21 protein-coding genes, 1 tRNA gene and 3 pseudogenes are annotated in these 15,880 nt (G+C 47.4%); 8 read left to right on the top strand and 17 right to left on the bottom strand.

Annotation, left to right across the window (positions count from 1 at the left end):
• Nucleotides 1-23 precede the first annotated feature (23 nt).
• Nucleotides 24-443 (top strand): hypothetical protein, encoded by a 420-nt coding sequence (locus JCM14467_RS06060; RefSeq protein WP_054849498.1) that lies wholly within the window; start codon nucleotides 24-26, stop codon nucleotides 441-443.
• A 7-nt stretch (nucleotides 444-450) separates the two neighbouring features.
• On the opposite strand, the pseudogene JCM14467_RS06055 reads toward JCM14467_RS06060, so the two are convergent.
• Nucleotides 451-1,264 (bottom strand): annotated as a pseudogene (locus JCM14467_RS06055) (50S ribosomal protein L2).
• A 65-nt stretch (nucleotides 1,265-1,329) separates the two neighbouring features.
• Between JCM14467_RS06055 and JCM14467_RS06050 the strand changes: the two are divergent.
• Both JCM14467_RS06050 and JCM14467_RS06045 read left to right on the top strand, forming a co-directional pair.
• A complete protein-coding gene (locus JCM14467_RS06050; protein ID WP_054849497.1) occupies nucleotides 1,330-1,872 on the top strand; it encodes an endonuclease in 543 nt (180 codons plus the stop codon).
• A 3-nt stretch (nucleotides 1,873-1,875) separates the two neighbouring features.
• Complete coding sequence (locus JCM14467_RS06045; RefSeq protein WP_054849496.1) at nucleotides 1,876-2,175, top strand: hypothetical protein; 300 nt, start codon at nucleotides 1,876-1,878, stop codon at nucleotides 2,173-2,175.
• On the opposite strand, the gene JCM14467_RS16440 is transcribed toward JCM14467_RS06045, so the two are convergent.
• Both JCM14467_RS16440 and JCM14467_RS16435 read right to left on the bottom strand, forming a co-directional pair.
• The gene (locus tag JCM14467_RS16440; protein WP_252900889.1) at nucleotides 2,172-2,492 is read right to left on the bottom strand and encodes a hypothetical protein; all 321 of its coding nucleotides are present in this window, start codon (nucleotides 2,490-2,492) and stop codon (nucleotides 2,172-2,174) included. The two genes, JCM14467_RS06045 and JCM14467_RS16440, sit on opposite strands and share 4 nt — an antisense overlap.
• 29 nt (nucleotides 2,493-2,521) lie before the next feature.
• On the bottom strand, nucleotides 2,522-2,998 hold the full coding sequence (locus JCM14467_RS16435) for a radical SAM protein (RefSeq protein ID WP_252900975.1): 477 nt from the start codon (nucleotides 2,996-2,998) through the stop codon (nucleotides 2,522-2,524).
• A 160-nt stretch (nucleotides 2,999-3,158) separates the two neighbouring features.
• On the opposite strand from JCM14467_RS16435, the gene JCM14467_RS06035 reads away from it, so the two are divergent.
• On the top strand, nucleotides 3,159-3,737 hold the full coding sequence (locus JCM14467_RS06035) for a rhomboid family intramembrane serine protease (RefSeq protein ID WP_054849495.1): 579 nt from the start codon (nucleotides 3,159-3,161) through the stop codon (nucleotides 3,735-3,737).
• Between the two features lie 406 nt (nucleotides 3,738-4,143).
• Here JCM14467_RS06035 and JCM14467_RS06030 read toward each other — a convergent pair whose 3' ends face one another.
• A complete protein-coding gene (locus JCM14467_RS06030) occupies nucleotides 4,144-5,844 on the bottom strand; it encodes a hypothetical protein (protein WP_252900888.1) in 1,701 nt (566 codons plus the stop codon).
• 275 nt (nucleotides 5,845-6,119) lie between these two features.
• Nucleotides 6,120-6,494, bottom strand: coding sequence for a PaREP1 family protein (locus JCM14467_RS06025; protein ID WP_054849493.1), 375 nt, complete (start codon nucleotides 6,492-6,494; stop codon nucleotides 6,120-6,122).
• Nucleotides 6,495-6,639: 145 nt separating this feature from the next.
• Between JCM14467_RS06025 and JCM14467_RS06020 the strand changes: the two are divergent.
• Nucleotides 6,640-7,346: pseudogene (locus tag JCM14467_RS06020) on the top strand (DUF72 domain-containing protein).
• Between the two features lie 6 nt (nucleotides 7,347-7,352).
• Here the strand turns inward: JCM14467_RS06020 and JCM14467_RS06015 are convergent.
• From JCM14467_RS06015 to JCM14467_RS16420, 4 genes are read right to left on the bottom strand one after another with little or no spacing between them, the layout of a single operon-like run.
• Complete coding sequence (locus JCM14467_RS06015) at nucleotides 7,353-8,207, bottom strand: MFS transporter (RefSeq protein WP_342765491.1); 855 nt, start codon at nucleotides 8,205-8,207, stop codon at nucleotides 7,353-7,355.
• Nucleotides 8,173-8,556, bottom strand: a complete 384-nt coding sequence (locus tag JCM14467_RS16430) for an MFS transporter (RefSeq protein ID WP_252900886.1) — start codon at nucleotides 8,554-8,556, stop codon at nucleotides 8,173-8,175. The genes JCM14467_RS06015 and JCM14467_RS16430 overlap by 35 nt, the downstream gene beginning before the upstream one ends.
• 45 nt (nucleotides 8,557-8,601) lie before the next feature.
• On the bottom strand, nucleotides 8,602-9,045 hold the full coding sequence (locus tag JCM14467_RS16425; RefSeq protein ID WP_252900885.1) for a hypothetical protein: 444 nt from the start codon (nucleotides 9,043-9,045) through the stop codon (nucleotides 8,602-8,604).
• Entirely contained in the window at nucleotides 9,009-9,536 is a 528-nt protein-coding gene (locus JCM14467_RS16420; RefSeq protein WP_252900884.1) for a prenyltransferase, read from the bottom strand. Before JCM14467_RS16420 ends, JCM14467_RS16425 begins: the two co-directional genes overlap by 37 nt.
• 79 nt (nucleotides 9,537-9,615) lie before the next feature.
• On the opposite strand from JCM14467_RS16420, the gene JCM14467_RS19925 reads away from it, so the two are divergent.
• From JCM14467_RS19925 to JCM14467_RS06000, 3 genes are read left to right on the top strand one after another with little or no spacing between them, the layout of a single operon-like run.
• Nucleotides 9,616-10,017 (top strand): hypothetical protein, encoded by a 402-nt coding sequence (locus JCM14467_RS19925; RefSeq protein ID WP_342765483.1) that lies wholly within the window; start codon nucleotides 9,616-9,618, stop codon nucleotides 10,015-10,017.
• Nucleotides 9,993-11,042 (top strand): UbiD family decarboxylase, encoded by a 1,050-nt coding sequence (locus JCM14467_RS06005; protein ID WP_342765482.1) that lies wholly within the window; start codon nucleotides 9,993-9,995, stop codon nucleotides 11,040-11,042. The genes JCM14467_RS19925 and JCM14467_RS06005 overlap by 25 nt, the downstream gene beginning before the upstream one ends.
• Nucleotides 11,043-11,081: 39 nt before the next feature.
• Nucleotides 11,082-11,297: an NAD(P)-binding domain-containing protein gene (locus JCM14467_RS06000; RefSeq protein WP_054849492.1), complete on the top strand. Its 216-nt coding sequence runs from the start codon at nucleotides 11,082-11,084 to the stop codon at nucleotides 11,295-11,297.
• Here the strand turns inward: JCM14467_RS06000 and JCM14467_RS05995 are convergent, their stop codons facing one another.
• The 8 genes and pseudogenes from JCM14467_RS05995 to JCM14467_RS05960 all read right to left on the bottom strand — a co-directional run bounded on the left by JCM14467_RS05995 (nucleotide 11,298) and on the right by JCM14467_RS05960 (nucleotide 15,845).
• Nucleotides 11,298-11,561 (bottom strand): hypothetical protein, encoded by a 264-nt coding sequence (locus JCM14467_RS05995; RefSeq protein WP_252900883.1) that lies wholly within the window; start codon nucleotides 11,559-11,561, stop codon nucleotides 11,298-11,300.
• Nucleotides 11,562-11,710: 149 nt separating this feature from the next.
• Nucleotides 11,711-11,893 carry a hypothetical protein gene (locus JCM14467_RS16415; protein ID WP_252900882.1) on the bottom strand — a complete coding sequence of 61 codons (183 nt, stop codon included), beginning with the start codon at nucleotides 11,891-11,893 and terminating at the stop codon, nucleotides 11,711-11,713.
• Nucleotides 11,894-12,236: 343 nt separating this feature from the next.
• Nucleotides 12,237-12,337: transfer RNA gene (locus JCM14467_RS05985), tRNA-Ser, on the bottom strand.
• A 2-nt stretch (nucleotides 12,338-12,339) separates the two neighbouring features.
• A complete protein-coding gene (locus JCM14467_RS05980; protein WP_252900974.1) occupies nucleotides 12,340-12,792 on the bottom strand; it encodes a hypothetical protein in 453 nt (150 codons plus the stop codon).
• 1 nt (nucleotide 12,793) lies between these two features.
• Nucleotides 12,794-13,741 (bottom strand): pyruvate synthase subunit PorB, encoded by a 948-nt coding sequence (gene porB, locus JCM14467_RS05975; protein ID WP_054849489.1) that lies wholly within the window; start codon nucleotides 13,739-13,741, stop codon nucleotides 12,794-12,796.
• Nucleotides 13,725-14,968, bottom strand: a pseudogene (locus tag JCM14467_RS05970) (ferredoxin oxidoreductase). Before JCM14467_RS05970 ends, porB begins: the two are co-directional and overlap by 17 nt.
• Nucleotides 14,968-15,285 carry a 4Fe-4S binding protein gene (locus JCM14467_RS05965; protein ID WP_444823183.1) on the bottom strand — a complete coding sequence of 106 codons (318 nt, stop codon included), beginning with the start codon at nucleotides 15,283-15,285 and terminating at the stop codon, nucleotides 14,968-14,970. The pseudogene JCM14467_RS05970 and the gene JCM14467_RS05965 overlap by 1 nt, the downstream one beginning before the upstream one ends.
• Nucleotides 15,285-15,845 (bottom strand): 2-oxoacid:acceptor oxidoreductase family protein, encoded by a 561-nt coding sequence (locus JCM14467_RS05960; RefSeq protein WP_054849487.1) that lies wholly within the window; start codon nucleotides 15,843-15,845, stop codon nucleotides 15,285-15,287. The genes JCM14467_RS05965 and JCM14467_RS05960 overlap by 1 nt, the downstream gene beginning before the upstream one ends.
• Between the last annotated feature and the right edge of the window lie 35 nt (nucleotides 15,846-15,880).

The following is a 15,880-nucleotide window of genomic DNA, read 5'->3' as shown; positions in this document are numbered from 1 at the left end:
TGAATTGACTTCATAATGAGGTTATGTCCATTCAAGGCATTTCATGCCCAAGATGTGGCTCTAGAAGGATTGCAATTGTGGTTTCAGAGACATTGACGTTTAAGTGCCTAGACTGCGGATACACCTGGTCACCGAACCTACCAGCCCAGGGCCTAGTACATACTAGGGCCGGTGATGTGCATTGGACAGAGATTAAGAAGATTATGGAGGATGCGATGAACTACGTCATAAGCATACTCAATGAGGGTATCATTAATTGCAGCGATATTATTAACAAGGTACAGGAGAAGTATGGGAATTACCTGTCATCACGTGAAATCCTCAGGGCTGTAATGAACGCGTCCAAGAAGTATCTTGAGGAGATTAGGTATAAGGACGCCAGTAAATACTCAGCATTAGGCACTGAACTCAATAAGTGTAGGGAATTAATGAGTAAGGGTTAAGACTGAATCACTCAGACGGCATTGCACTAGTCCTCTTATTCCTGAGTCTCGTCTTCTTTGGATAGCCACTTGCCCAAACCCTCTTACTCCTGGGCACGAGCTGCGGACACCTCCTGCCAGTGCACCTGGCGCTATGATGCCAACCTTCTGGCCAGGCGGCGCTGTCCTCGGCACGGGCGTCTCACCCTTCTGGTGACTACCACCACCATGTGGGTGCGCGTATGGGTTCATCGCCTTACCCCTAACCGTTGGGTACTTCCAGGACTTGGCTAACGACCTATAGTACTTAACACCAGCCTTGAGCATAGGCTTCTCAATCCTACCACCACCAGCCACAATACCCACCGTGGCCCTGGCCCTTGAGTCAATCTCCATGACCTTACCGCTTGGTAGCTGAACAACTGTGGTGGAATCCTTGTGGATTAAAACCACGGCGTACGTGCCGCCGGACCTAACGAACTTACCACCATCATTAATCCTCTTCTCAATATTGTAAATCATCGAGCCTCTGGGATCTTACTGAGCGGCAGTATATTGCCGGGCGCCAGTTTTGCCATTGCGCCCATCTCGATTATCTGCCCAACGTACATGCCCTCAGCGGCGTAATTAAGGAATTCCCTACCATCCTCAAGGACAATCCTAGCCACAGGGGCATTAAGCCCAGGCACGTGCATCAACTCCTTAACAACACCCCTAACAACACCATTAAGCTCAGCTTCACTCATTGGAAGGTACCTAACCGGGCCCTCCCTAATCCAACTTGGGCTCCTAAACTGTGAACCACCTCTTCCTCGCCTCTGCACCAGTATTCTCTTGCCCACGGTAAATCCCGTTAATGGTGATGGGTAGTGGGTTTTTAAATATTTACATTAATGGATAATGCGTAATGATGAATTCGAAGAATCAGGAGAAGACCATAGTCGCCAGGAAGATAGGAATTGATGAATATGGTCTCGTTAAGATCAACAACGGCAGCGCGCATGAATTCGAGGAGAGGGGAATTGGCGATGTGAAGGATGGTACCATAGTCCTAAGGCCAATAGAGCTCGTATACCTATCTATGATTGGGTACAAGATAGTGATTGATGATCATGAGGCTAATATAAATGAATTAATAAGGGAGGTGAAGAATCCACATGCTTTAACGGTGTATTTAGACATGAGGAAGAGGGGCTACTTCATAAAGCCCGTGGTTAACGGGCCCGTGGACTTCCTCGTATGGGACAAGGGAAAAAGCCCGCTGAACTCAGGCCCGAGGTACATGATTAAGATAGTGAGCGAGGGGCTCGGTATACAAGTGATGGAACTGTTAAATGTGCTTAAGTATAGCGAGAGTATGGGTGCTCAGTTGGTTCTGGCGCTTGTGAGTTCGGAGGGAGTTATTACTTATTATAAGGCATTCACATTTAAGCCTGTTAAGGGTGATTAATGCGTGGTTACAATTAAGGATATCGAACAAGTACTGACAATGGTTAGGAATAAGGGGTTTAGGGTCATAATTAGGTTAAGGAAATCAAGAAACATGATAGCCCTGGAGAGGGAGATCAGGGCCTTGAGTCCTGAGGGCAATTACGTGGCCTGGGCTTCGGCATTTCCAGCACCACCTCATCAAATAATTGATGCCTATGGAATAGTCTCGATAGAGATCTACTGCAGGAACGAACTTATTAAACAGTTAAGTGATTGGAGGGAGCTCGTTAAGGAATTACAGTCACTAAATGAATGCCATTAATAACTCTCAACGGTGTACTCCTTACCACCAATCCTCAACTTAATGAGTATGCCCCTGCTACCCTGGCTCTCCACCGTGCCGTCATCGAGTACGGATTCATCACCTGCACTAACCCTCATGTTAATCCTGAAAAGCCTAGCCCCAATCTGTGCCAGGTCCTTGTAGTGAGACGTGCACACATTAATGCTTATCCAGGGCCACCTCCTCCTAATCTCACTGGCTATCCTAAGGCCTGCATCAAGGCTACCGGTCACGTTACCATTAGGTCCAAGCCTATAGCCCATGCTCACTAGGTTATTTATATTCGCTGGGCTCACGTCAAGCTCATCTAAATTTACGAAGCTTATCAAGCCATTTGTAATAAGTAATTCGGCAACTTTAATGATATCATTCTCAAACCTAGGCAGGCAGGTACCTCAAGTCCCAATTCAACACCGGCATCTTTGAGCACCCTAAGTAGGCCTAACTTGCCATTTAACTGGGCCGGGTTTATTGCATGTATCCTAACCTCATCAATACCACTACCCGCCAACTTCCTTACAGCGCCCTCGCTGAGATTTAATGCGTGGGTGTACATGTGTATGTGGAAGCCCTGCCCATACTCACTCTTGAGTATCTTAACTAACTCAACGACCCTATCAACGACCATTATCGGGTCACCACCAGTGATTGCCAAGCCATTCGACCCAGCCCTGTCCATTTCGTCCAGTATGTCGTCTGGGAACTTCTTGACCGGCCTATCGTTTATGAACATTACATCCCTACCAAACCTCTCCCTATCTACAGGGCAGTAGAAGCAGTTGAGTGGGCATAGCCCCGTTATGAATAATACGCTCTTAACACCAAGCTGGCACTGCTACATCCCCTGGCGAATTCACCAAAGACTATGTTTAGACTCCTCATTACCAGGGCTTCGTGATTTAACCCCCTTTATAAATGCGTGTGCGTTAGGCATTTTAGTGAATAAATGCTTGAGCTAGGCGATGTATAGGTTTAGGAACACCCTAATAGCCTTCCTGGTGTCCACGGCATTCACAGTACCCATATTCATAGCCATGGGCATGGGGCAGTCGGCCTACGACCTAGTAGTCGCATTACTGGGTAGCACGTGGCCACCGATAACTCCCTGGGGCTTCGTGACCGCCATATTTGCCCACCCAACCTTCGAGGACTACCTCTTCGACATGCTAACCCTATGGATGATCGGACCATACTTCGAAACCGTGTTCGGCAGGAGAAACTTCTGGCTGACCTTCATGCTCAGCGGCGTAGTCTCATCACTCTCACCAATACTCTACTACGCAATGGGTACGCCTGTCCTCGTCGGCGGCTCCTCAGGGGCATTATTCGGGCTCGTGGGCTTCATAATAGCTACACCATACAGGGGAGTCATACTGTCCAACCCAATAAACATACTCGCGATAATATTCCTACTATCACCACTTGCCTTCGCCTTCGGCATAGCTTACCTGGGGCATTTGCTTGGCTTCATAGTGGGCATAATACTCGGCTACCTATACGTAAAGAGAAGTAGGGATATTCATAGTGCCGTATTAATTTAATCACTTTTTAATACGAATTCAACTAGAATTAATATTTTATAAACCTCAACACAAATTGAATTAATATCAATCTAAATCCTGATAGGGAGAATAATGTAAAGATCACCACATATGATAAATTTATGTTATCGGACAAGGATATAGCGAATTATCTCGATTAGGTGCGGCAATAATACATTACTATCTAATGAAGTTTTTAGACATCAATAACAAACGTCGTAGTCTTTTACGGCATGAGGAATTAATGACACTTTACTCATATCTAACCTTGATGCATACCTCTTGTTGTATTTTATCTCTATATAATAGAATATAATGATTTATTAATATAACAAATCATTATATCAAAAATTAAATAAATTATTAAATTCTAATTCATTATCATTAGTATTTACATTTCTAGGTGTTAACCACACGTTTGAAATTCTGCGTAAATAGTTATTGTGGTTGTTGAGGTTCCATATGTTATTGAACCATACTTCGTGGTATACCCATTATATATTATCTCCATGTAGTAGGTATTATAGGGTACGCCGTAATTGAAGACCGTCCATGGAACACTAACCACGGCTGGCTCATGCGGTGGTGAACCATCGAAGCTCGTGGGTATACTGAATGTGCCACTCCAAATCGCGGTACCCTGCGAGTTGTAGATAATGGCCGTGACCGTGCCTCCAGGAACCAACAGTGGTGAGTTACCTATCTGCACGTAGACGGTCCAATTGTACGAATTCATGGGAATGCATGGATTAAAGATAACCCCAGGCCCTTCCACGTAGATTGAGGTACCACTCGAATAATTGCTTAAGCCCGTGACATTAAAGCCGAGGATGTAAGGATAGTAGAAGTAACTTTTTGAAGGATTGTTGTAAGTCACCGGTATTGCCGCTACGAGTAAATCACCGTAAGCTGGCTTAGAGGAGGCTTGATTGACGAGTATTTGTATTATGCTTATTTGCGTCGTGGATACTTGCAGTCCTGTAACTAGGTTCGCAAGTATAAGCCCTGGTATACTAAGCTGAACACCAAGCCTTGAAGCCACTAACGCTATTAACAACCCTATGGGTATCGTACCAGTAAAACCAAACGGACTATTGTATGCCTGAACATTACTGAACCAGTATGAATAAGCATAGCCATTACCTACGTAAATCTCATCAAAGGGCACATAACGCGAATTGACGCCGGTAAGCGCCTTGTATATGCTCATGAAACTATTTATGTACGACATGTCTGTGGAGATATATAATTGCCCGTTTTGCCCTATTGAGGATACGAAGGCCTCATACGCATACTGATTAGTTGGTCCAGTGATACAGACCAACTGTAATTCAGCAACTCCGAGGGTACCCACCTGATAAATATACCCACCACTAGGCTGTACAAGACCGAAGCCAAGAGGCTGCCAGTTTTGCGCAGGAGCATTGCTTGAGTATCCTATGAATCTGTAGGTTACGCTTGTAGATGAGCCTTGGGTAATGCCCACTGCCGCGTAGAAGTACACGGTTGCGGTTGTCTGTTGATTGTAATATGCACTAAGTGCACCACCTAGGTAATTTGGTACATTATCCGTAACCCATGTAATGGGTATATTTATCTGCGGCGTTTGCCAGGACCAGAGTAGGTTCCACCAACATCCTATCGGAGCTGGTGGTGATGGTATTTGTGGAGATTTTATGTTAATGGAGTGTTTCGCGGTTAGGGTTAGGTTCATTTGAAGGTTCTCGTAGTTCAGCTTAACCATGCCCATCAATGGGTTATTTAACGTGCTTATTAAGTCGCTCGGTTTATAGGTTGTGAATTTCATATCGTAGTAAATAGTAGATCCATTGACGTAAGTTGCAACCACCTCAACACCAACACCCTCACCGCCTAGTCCTGCATTGACCCACTCCCTGGCTATGCCCAGTAATGCGGTGATGGGTACCCTGGCCACGCCATTGAATGCGGTCCCATTCCAGACCTGGACAAGGGATTCATTGCGCCCTGGTGGTAGTACGGCGAAGACTTGGATGTATGCGTTTACGGGTTTTCCGTCTATGTACGTGGTGACCACAATGCCTGGTGTTAGTAGGTTTAGGGAGTAGGCCGTGATAGCTAGGAGCACGAATATTGTAAATAAGCCGATACTTATCACCCATCGTTTGTTTACCCCATACATACTAATTTGCTTTAATTGGTTAGTTTTTTTCTTTTTCTTTACTTTATTTCAAAGAAACTACCTTAATTTATTTTATAAGTATATCCAATTATCTAGTTTCTAGTGTAGGTTGTAAGTTTAACAATCATTTTCATTCGTGACCCCATCATCACCAGGTCAGTGGCGGCACAACCCAATCATCAATAGCTAGAGAAATACACCTGTACTTAACCCTAAGCCCATCAACCACTCATTAACTCCTTAATTAAGCCCTCAATTCTATTGATGGCGTAACTCACCTCGTCAGGCTCATAAACACCTTCGTAAAACGCCTCATCATGGAGAGTCCTCATTAAATCGCTGTAGAGTGTCCTTAAGTCCTCACGACCAATCTCCCTGAGGATTTTCCTGCGTTCACCGTGGTTCCTGGGTATTACGCCTGTCTTTCCGTAGATGAATGCGTTTATGGCTATGACCAGTGCTAAGAATGCCCTGTCTGCGGCGTTCCTGTATAGCAGCATGCCCCTTAGTTTCAGTGCCTTTTCGAACTCCTCCTTGGCGTAATTAAGTATTTCCAACGCGCTCGCGAACATTACGTCTATTGCGCTACCCGCCATGACCAATGAGTTGATTATCGCCAAGCTTAATAAACCCTAAACTCAGCCTCCAGGTGCTCATCACCGCTCTGGTGTCCCGACAGCCATCATCACACAATAACTAGCGGTACTGCCAGCTTTATAAGGCGTTAGCAATGATTAAGTCGTGGTTGAGGTGTTTGTTGGCACGTCTGGCTGGCTCTATGATTGGAATCTCGACTCGACCTTTGACTGGTACATGAGGAATTCCGGGCTTAATGCCGTTGAGTTGAACGCTTCCTTTTACAGGTTCCCATTTAGGAACCAGGTCGCTTCCTGGGTCGGGAAGGGCTCTGGGCTTAGGTGGGCTGTTAAGGTTCATAGTACATAACCCACGTGAAGAGGCTCAAGGAGGATGCCCTGGAGACCTGGCGTAGGTTTAGGGAATTATTTCAGCCACTCGACCCGCACATTGATTTCTACCTATTTCAAATGCCACCGAACTTCGCCTATACGGATGAGAACATGGAGAGGGTTAGGGTATTCGCCAGAGAGACAGGGCTCGGCGTTAGGTTTGCCATTGAGTTTCGCCATGAGACCTGGTTCAGGGGTGAGGACGCCATTGGTGAGTTGAGGGGTTTGGGCGTCACGGTTGTCTCTGTTGATGAGCCTGGGATTACCTGGGTCGGTAGTACTAATGGCATTGTTTACCTGAGGCTTCACGGTAGGACTGACTGGTACATGTATGATTATAGTGAGGATGAACTTAAGGAATTAGCCAATAGGGCAGTCTCATTGGGCCCCAGGGCTATTTACGTGTTCTTCAACAATGATCACTGGATGCTTGAGAACGCCAGAAAAATGCTCACGATATTAAGGGAGTTAGTGAAGTAGTGGAGATTACTTTCTCATTCTCGAAAGCATTAATAACCCAATAATCGTTAGGGCTACGCCAATCGTCATCATCACTACCATGCCCAGGCCCATGGGACTTATCAAGCCAACTATCATAGGTGCCCAGCCACCAATGAGTAAGCCCCAATTATACGAAACTCCAAGCCCACTAGCCCTGTATTGAACATCGAACTCGTCAATTAATACGTATGGCACAAGGCCCATTGCGAAATTCTCAATAAACGCCAGCACCACTAGGTTTGTAAGGTTAGGACTCAGCATTAAGGCAATTGGTGCATAGGCCAGCGACACTATTAATGTGCCTATTATGAACCACCTATAATTAATCGCCAGAGACAGTGGACCCGCGAGGAGTACGGCCGTAACTGCTGCTATGGTCGAGATTAGCATGACGACGGGTATTATGGCAGCCTCACCTATGGCCTTGAGGAAGTCTGAGTATATTAGGTATGTGGAGTAGTAAATCGTTAGGAGACCGCCCGTGAATAATACGCCAAAGCCAAGCTGGGTACCACCGCGCTTGAACAATAGCGTTAATGGGTTTGCCTTAGGTCTCGACCAGAGTGGTGATTCTATTAGCCTGCTCCTAATTACGAAGGCTAGTACTGCGACTATGGCGCCTGTACTCATGTAGATCCTCCATCCATAGGCATTGAAGCTTGTCGGGCCCATGTAGGTTAGGAATAGTACATTAACGATCGTGGCTATAATAACGCCTATTGGGTAGCCACTCTGTACAAATGCTGACGTTAATTCACCCCTCCATTTGCTCCACTCCATGATCATCGCAGTCCCAGGACCCCACTCACCACCCAGGAAGACTCCCTGTAGAAACCTCAGCGCTAGTAGGGTTAATGGCGCTAATACGCCAATTACCGCGTAAGTCGGTAATAGGGCTATTACTAGCTGATAGGCTATAACCGAGGACCGTAGTTAATAGGCCAACCCTTCTACCAAACCTATCGCCTACGTAACCCATCACCACCGAGCCCAGGGGCCTACCAATGAGCGTGGCCACCAGTGTTGATAATCCACCAAGTAGTGAGTATGGTCCCGGGAAGAATAATTCACCTAGTAATGGCATTATTGGGGTGACGAGGAGTGCATCATAACCGTCCATGACCCAGCCAAGGTAGGCGCTGATGATAGCCCTAAGCCTAACCGCCTCAATACTCCTCTGCGAATTCACGCATTGACCATGGCACGTACTGACTATTTAAGTTGTTCCGTTAGGTTATACCGAGAGTGGTGGGTATACCCTGGCGATGATAATTGAGACTATGAATATTATCAGCATGACAAGCCTAACACTGAATGGGCCAGCCCACAAATTCCTAAGCTCCCTCCACCTACTCCTAACCACATACTCATCACCACTGAGCAGTGGCCCTGCCAACCTCAGTGTACGTGGAATTAGCAGTAGCGAGATTAACGAGATGTATGGCAGGTAGTGCAGTATTGCCGAGAAAACAATTGCCAGGTACATAATGGCTATTGATGCGTAGACCACGTACTTCGTGTTTCTAATGCCCACGAGGAGTACTAGGGTTATCTTACCAACGGCCCTACAGGCATCAAGTTCCAAGGCGCCAGAGCCTATTAGGATTAGGAGTGTGAATAAGCCATTGGGTAACCCGACAATTAATGGCGCTGGGTTCGTGTAGATGCTGGTCTGCACGATGTACGAACCCAGGTGACCAGCCCCATGGCCAACGCCGCAAGCACCTCGCCATAACCCCTGTAGTGAAACTTCAGTGGTGGTATGCTATAGCCAATACCAATTATTAAACCTGCAATGGCAAGCACAAGCACCGGCCAACCAACGAGGAGGAATAGGTAAATGCCAGCCATGAATGCTACCGCCAAGAATACGTAACCAACCGTGAGCACGTCCTTAGGGTTTAGTTTAAGGTCTATTATTGGGTGCGGCCTGTGGGAGAAGCCGCTTGCCCTGTATAGTATGTCAACGCCGCTTAGGTAATCGTAATAATCATGCACTAGGTTAACCCCTGCCTGGGCGAGTAGGAGTGCTATTAGTGTTATTGCGTATATTATCGGGTTGAATTTATTATTCAGGTACCAGGCAAGTGCTGTTCCTAGGGTTACGGATGAGAAGGCACTGGTCAGCGTGGTTGGGCTAAATGAGGTTAACCAGATCTTAATACCCATATCGTGTCATCATCGTTTAGCCTATTTTAAGGATTTCCGTGGAGGAAACCATTAATTACTAAGTACGTAATGCACCTACGTGGTAACCAAGGACTTGAGAGCCTTCATTAAGGTTCTGGAGGAGAGGAATGAACTCACTAGGGTTAATGAGCCGCTTAGCATCGACCTTGAGGTTGCAGCCCTGCTGAGGGAGTTGATGTATAGGGGTGGTCCTGCGGTCATTATTGAGAGGACTAGGGAGGGTACACTGCCGATAGTTGGGAATCTCTTCGGTAAGTGGGATAGGGTCATGCTCGCCATGGAAGGTAATGATCCTGAGGCCATGGCATCCAATCTCGTGGACCTACTAAACCTGAGGATTCCGCAGGGATTCCTTGACGCCATAAAGACCCTGGGCGAGCTGAGGAGGTTCTCGCAATACTTTCCGAGGACCGTTGGCAACAGCCTGTTAGGGAAGTGGAGTGGGATGCGGTTGACTTGACTAGGATACCTGCCATTAGGCAGTGGTCTCATGAACCAGGTAGGTTCATTACCTTTGGCATAACCTTCGTTAGGTACGGTAATTACAGGAACTTCGGCTACTACAGGCTGCAGATCATTGGTAAGGATAGGCTCATTATGCATTGGCAGCCCTGGCGCAGGAGCGCCATGTATGGAGAACTCAGTGAAAGGCCCGAGGTAGCCATTGTGTTTGGTCCTGACCCAGTGACCATGCTAATGGCTGGAGTCTCAATACCGCACCCACTGGATAAGTTATTGGTCACCGGCGTGCTACGTGGTGAGGGTGTTGAGCTCGTTAAGGGCTCAACGGTGGATGTTGAGTACCCAGCCAACGCCGAGTTAGTCATTGAGGGTGAGTTAACTGGCGAGTTTGTCAGGGAGGGGCCTTTCGGCGATCATGTTGGCGTATACTCAATAGCCAGGGAATACCCGGTGGTCAGGGTTAAGGCTATCTACTCGAGGAGAGACCCAATAATCCCGGTGACTGTGACTGGGAAGCCCGTGCTTGAGGACGGCAACATAATAAGGTTTGGTACAAAAGTCGTGAAACCACTCCTGAGGCAGGTACTCCCTGAGCTAGTGGACATCGAAATACCGCCCGAGGGGCTTGGCTACGTAATCATAGTCTCCATTAGGAAGAAGTACCCGGGCCATGCAAGGAGGGCCATGGCGGCGTTGTGGGGCTTGGTACCAGTCCTCGGTAAGGTGATTATTGTGGTTGACCAGGACGTCAATGTTAGGGATTGGGGGCAGGTAATGTACGCCATTGCAGCCCACGTTAATCCATCCAGGGACATACTAATAATTGATAACTACCCAGTGGAGGAGTTGGACCCATCAACACCAATACCAAACCTGGGCAGTAAGGTTGGTATAGACGCAACCAGGAAGCTACCCGAGGAATACGGCGGTAGGGAGTACCCAATGGATGTTACCGCACCCAGTGATGTCATTGATAAGGTCAGGAGGATCGCGGATTCCATCATGGGCAGGTCAGGGAATTGACGCTATGCATATTTAGGGCGCTTAGGCATTGGCTGGTTAATGAGGGTCTGCGTAATAGGCTTGGGTAGGATGGGTAGGGGCATGGCAATAAACCTGGTTAGTAAGGGCAACATTATCTACGGCTATGACGTGAACAAGGCCGTGTACGCAATGGTGAGAGGCGCTGGCGTTAAGTCCGTGGACTCCATAGGCCAGTGCGGCAACTCCGACTACGTAATCCTTGCGCTACCCACGGGCAAGGAATCAGCCAGGTAATCAGTGAGCTAAGCACCAATGCCATTCATCCATCCTGAGAGTCATGGCTACTGTAGCCAGGGATTGAGCATAACTTGGACTATTTAGCGTTAGTAGGGATGCCGTTAATGCCTCGAGTATTGACGTCTTGAATGAGCCGTTGCAGCCGGTTAGTACGTTAATCCTCCTTAGCTCCACCTTGTTATTCTCCTTACTCGATGGACCATCGACCTTGAACCTCCTTCCCCTAATCTCCTCGATAACGACCCTCTTAATGTGATTCATTAAGTCCCACGTAATCTTAGGCATCGCCTTTTAAATAAATTATTGAAGGAGGATTCACGATACTTGAGCCGTGAAGTTACCTATGTATACCGTTACTATCACAGACGTCACCTGGTCAACGGGTGGTGTGCAGTCGGTCTCGATGATTGTTAATGATTGGCCTGGCCGTAGTGCAATGTCAGTATGTGTGTTATGTATTGCCCGTTTAGGCAGTACGTTACTGAATCGCATAGGACTAAGTCATGGTCTAAGTAGAGGGTTACCCCACGTATTTGAATGCTGCCCAGGCCAATGGACTTGGCGTTTATGATCACCATGCCGTCAGTCTCCACGGCGTTGATCAGCAGGCTGAGTAGGTGGTGGGGTGAGCATCATAGAGGATGGATATATGGGCAGGCCAATGATTATTGCTATGGCTATGCCATTGCGACGATCACCCCAATTATGAACCACAGCGGGTTATTCAGGATATCCTCGCTAACCATCCATGCTCACTTTAAGCTCTCTTTCTATTACCCATTATGTATTACTTTCAATCCCGATTTAAAACCTATACTACTCAATACGCTTAAGAACTCAAGGGCATAGATCCACGCTTATCACTAACCTGGCATAATTAGGTACATTTAGTTTAGTAATGGATGACGCATGCATATTAATGGCGTGAGAAATTCTTGGTGCCGGGGCCGGGATTTGAACCCGGGCCCCTTGCGGGGACGGGATGTCTTGTACTGATCTCGAGTCCCGCGCCTTGGACCTAGCTCGGCCACCCCGGCGATTAATTTATTGAGGGCCTTGAATTAAAAGCTTTTGTTAATATCTTCTGGCAGGTCTCATTATCTATTTTGGTGTAGCTTCTTGGTATTTTTATGTTCAATTTAACTAACTCAGTTAACGGTATTATCCTCGGTAACATCACTGGGTTTATTATGTTAAGTATTAGCACTCTCCTCTTAGCCCTTAAGTACTTCGTTAATATGTATTCCAGGTTGTCCCTGGGCATATCACTGCACTTATTATTTAATACGTTCATTAACTCGCTAGGTCTCACCACTATGGAATTACCTGCCGTGAAGTATCCCTTAACTGCCTTGACGGGGCTTGAGTAATAGACAAGGATTGTATCGCCTACTCCTATCGATCCTAAGAATGTCCTTACCTCACACTTCTTCAGCCCGGTTAGGATTTCATCCGCAAATCTTGGATTTAACGCCATTAGGAAGCAAGTCATTTCAACCAAAAGCCTTAGCTAACCTTGCCAGGTAGTCCCAGTACTCATCAATCTCCTTCTCAATCTCCTTAATATCCTCCTCAGTCAAGTGAGCAAACCTGCCCTGCCTCTTTAGGTACTCAATTATTGGCTTCCTCCTCGACTTATCAAAGTGTGCATTGCTTGGCGGATTGAACCTTATCCTACCGTGGTCCCACTCGTATAGTGGGAAGTAGCCCGTCTCTGTGGCTAGTCTGGCTATCTCCACGGTCATCTCCTCCGGGTAGCGCCAGCCTGGTGGGCATGGGGCCAGCACATGTATGAAGGCGGGACCCTCAACAAGGTAGTCAAGGGCCGTCTTAACCTTGTTTGCCAAATCTATTGGGTAAGCTATGTTGGCTGTGGCTGCGTATGGTATGTGGTGCCCAATGACTATGCTCATTATGTCCTTCTTCCTCTGAACCTTGCCCTTCAACTTACTGCCCACTGGCGATGTCGTTGTCCAGGCAAAGTGCGGTGTTCCACCGCTTCTTTGTATTCCTGTGTTCATGTATGCCTCATTGTCGTAGAGTACGTAGAGCACTCCGTGACCACGCTCAAGCATGCCGCTGAGGGACTGCAAACCAATATCATAAGTACCACCATCACCTGCAATGACCATCACCTTAGCCTTAGTATCAAGTATACCCTTCCTCCTAAGCACCCTGAGTGCCGACTCAACACCAGAGGCTGCTGCAGCTGAGTTCTCAAAGGCAACATGTAAGTAAGGCACACTCCATGCCGTGTACGGGTATGATGTCGTAGTTACCTCGATACATCCCGTGGCATTAACCACAATCACATCAGGGCCCGCGGCCTTAAGTAACCACCTAACGGCTATTGATGGCCCACAGCCGGCGCAGGTAAGCTGCCCGGGCCCGTAGTATTCATCCACGGGTAAATCCTTTATCGTTCTAAAGTACACCTTCATCCCCATCACCCCTCAACCCCATGAATATCGTCTTCCTCGGATACTCACCGGTTCTCGAGTACTCATCAAGCATTTTATAAAGATTGTAGAAGTCGTCGACGAGCATCGTCCTCTGGGATATGCCGTGAACAACAGAAATGACCGGCTTATTAACTCCCCTACTATAGAGGCTGAGACCACGTCATTAAATACGGGTCCTTCATACGTGTTGCCTGGTGATAATGCCCTATCAATTACTGCCACAGCCCTGGCATCCTTAATGGCATTGACAACCTCATCGGTTGGGAATGGCCTAAACAACCTTATCCTCAGAACACCAGCCCTCAAACCCCTCTCCCTAGCCCTAATCGCAGCCTCCTTGGCATTGCCGGTTGATGCTCCTCCATAGGTTATTAATACGTAATCCGCATCATCAAGCATGAACCTCTCCACGATGTCGTAATTGGTACCGAAGGTCTTATTGAACTCGTCATGAACCTCCTTAATGACTCCCTTAGACTCCTTAAGGGCATTGACCACTTGGTACTTAATTTCGTAGTACCAGTCGGGGCTTGCAATAACACCAACGGTTATTGGCTTTCTCGGATCGAGCCTAGGCCTATTCAGGTTTCTTGGTGTGAATTTCCTAACGTATTCCTCGTGGTATATCTCAACGGGTTCTGTTGTGTGGCTCATTAGGAATCCGTCGTAGGAGACCATTACGGGTAGCAGCACCCTATTGTCCTCCGCAATCCTGTAAGCCATGATTATCGAATCATAAACCTCCTGAGCACTAGACGCAATCATGACAACCCAACCAGCATCCCTGGCACTCATTATATCCTGGTAATCACCATGAATGCTTATTGGCGCTGACAACGCCCTGCCTGGAACAGCCATAACCACTGGAAGCCTTAGGCCTGAGGTTATGTAGAGGACCTCATGCATGAACTCAAGGCCTTGGGCAGACGTCGCTGTGAATACCCTGGCACCCGCGGCAGCTGCGCCGATGACGGCGGATAATGCGCTGTGCTCTGACTCCACGGGTATGTACTCAGCGTCTATCTCGCCGTTAGCAACGAATTCGGCAAGCTTCTCGATTATCGTCGTCTGCGGTGTTATTGGGTATGCCGCGATTACATCGACATCGACGGACTTAACGGCGTATGCAGCGGCGTAATTCGACGTCAAGCCTAGGCGCTCCTTAACGACCTCTTCCCTAACACTCAATGCCTTGGTTACCGCCATCACCCCGTCACCTCGGATACCATCTTTATTGCCTTTACCGGGCATTCGTGTGCGCATATTCCGCAGCCCTTGCAGTGGTCGTAGTCAACCTCGTAGGTCACGTCATACTTCTTACCTGATTTAGTCACGTAGGGCTTATCTAGCTCTAGTATTGCGGGCTCTGGGCAATACATCCAGCATATCCTACACCTAATGCATGCGTCCTGATCAATGACGGGCCTCTCAGTCCTCCATGTGCCGGTAATGTTCCTACGCGCATTGCCGGGCTCAATGATTATGCCCCCAATTGGTAAGTCTTTCCATGTTAATTGCTTCATCATAGCACGACCACCTCAGCCACTTTATAAGCCTCTTCCAGAGCATCCACATTTGATTTACCGAGCTTCTTACCAAAGGTTTCCAGGACCAACTCCTTAACAGTCTCTATATCCACCAAATCAAGAACCTTCAATAATGCACCAAGCATCGTGGTATTAACAATGGGTTTACCCAAGTGCTTCGTGGATATCTCATATGCATTCACATAGATGACCCTACCACTGAACTTACCTACGGACTTCCTCACATCATCAACACTCAACGCATTAATTACTATGTAACTCTTCGTTATCTGCGGTATATTAAAAACACTCAGCAATCTCGTATCAAAAACCACGGAAATATCCGGTCTCTCAATGGGCTCCCTAGCAAGGACGGGTTCCCTAGACAACCTAACATACGCCCTGACAGGCGCACCCCTACGCTCAGCGCCATACTCAGGGAATGAACTCGCAAATAAGCCACGCCTAATGGCGGCCTGAGCAATAATTTGGGCAGCAGTCACGGCACCCTGCCCACCCCTCCCGAAGAAGGTTATTTCGATAGTTGACGCGCTCATCCTTGATCAGTGATCCGTTATAGAGCCCTTTTATA

The organism is Vulcanisaeta sp. JCM 14467 (genome assembly GCF_001316245.1).
Classification (GTDB): domain Archaea; phylum Thermoproteota; class Thermoprotei; order Thermoproteales; family Thermocladiaceae; genus Vulcanisaeta.
Note: the sequence above shows the minus strand (reverse complement) of the source record. Positions and strands in the feature narration are given on the sequence as shown.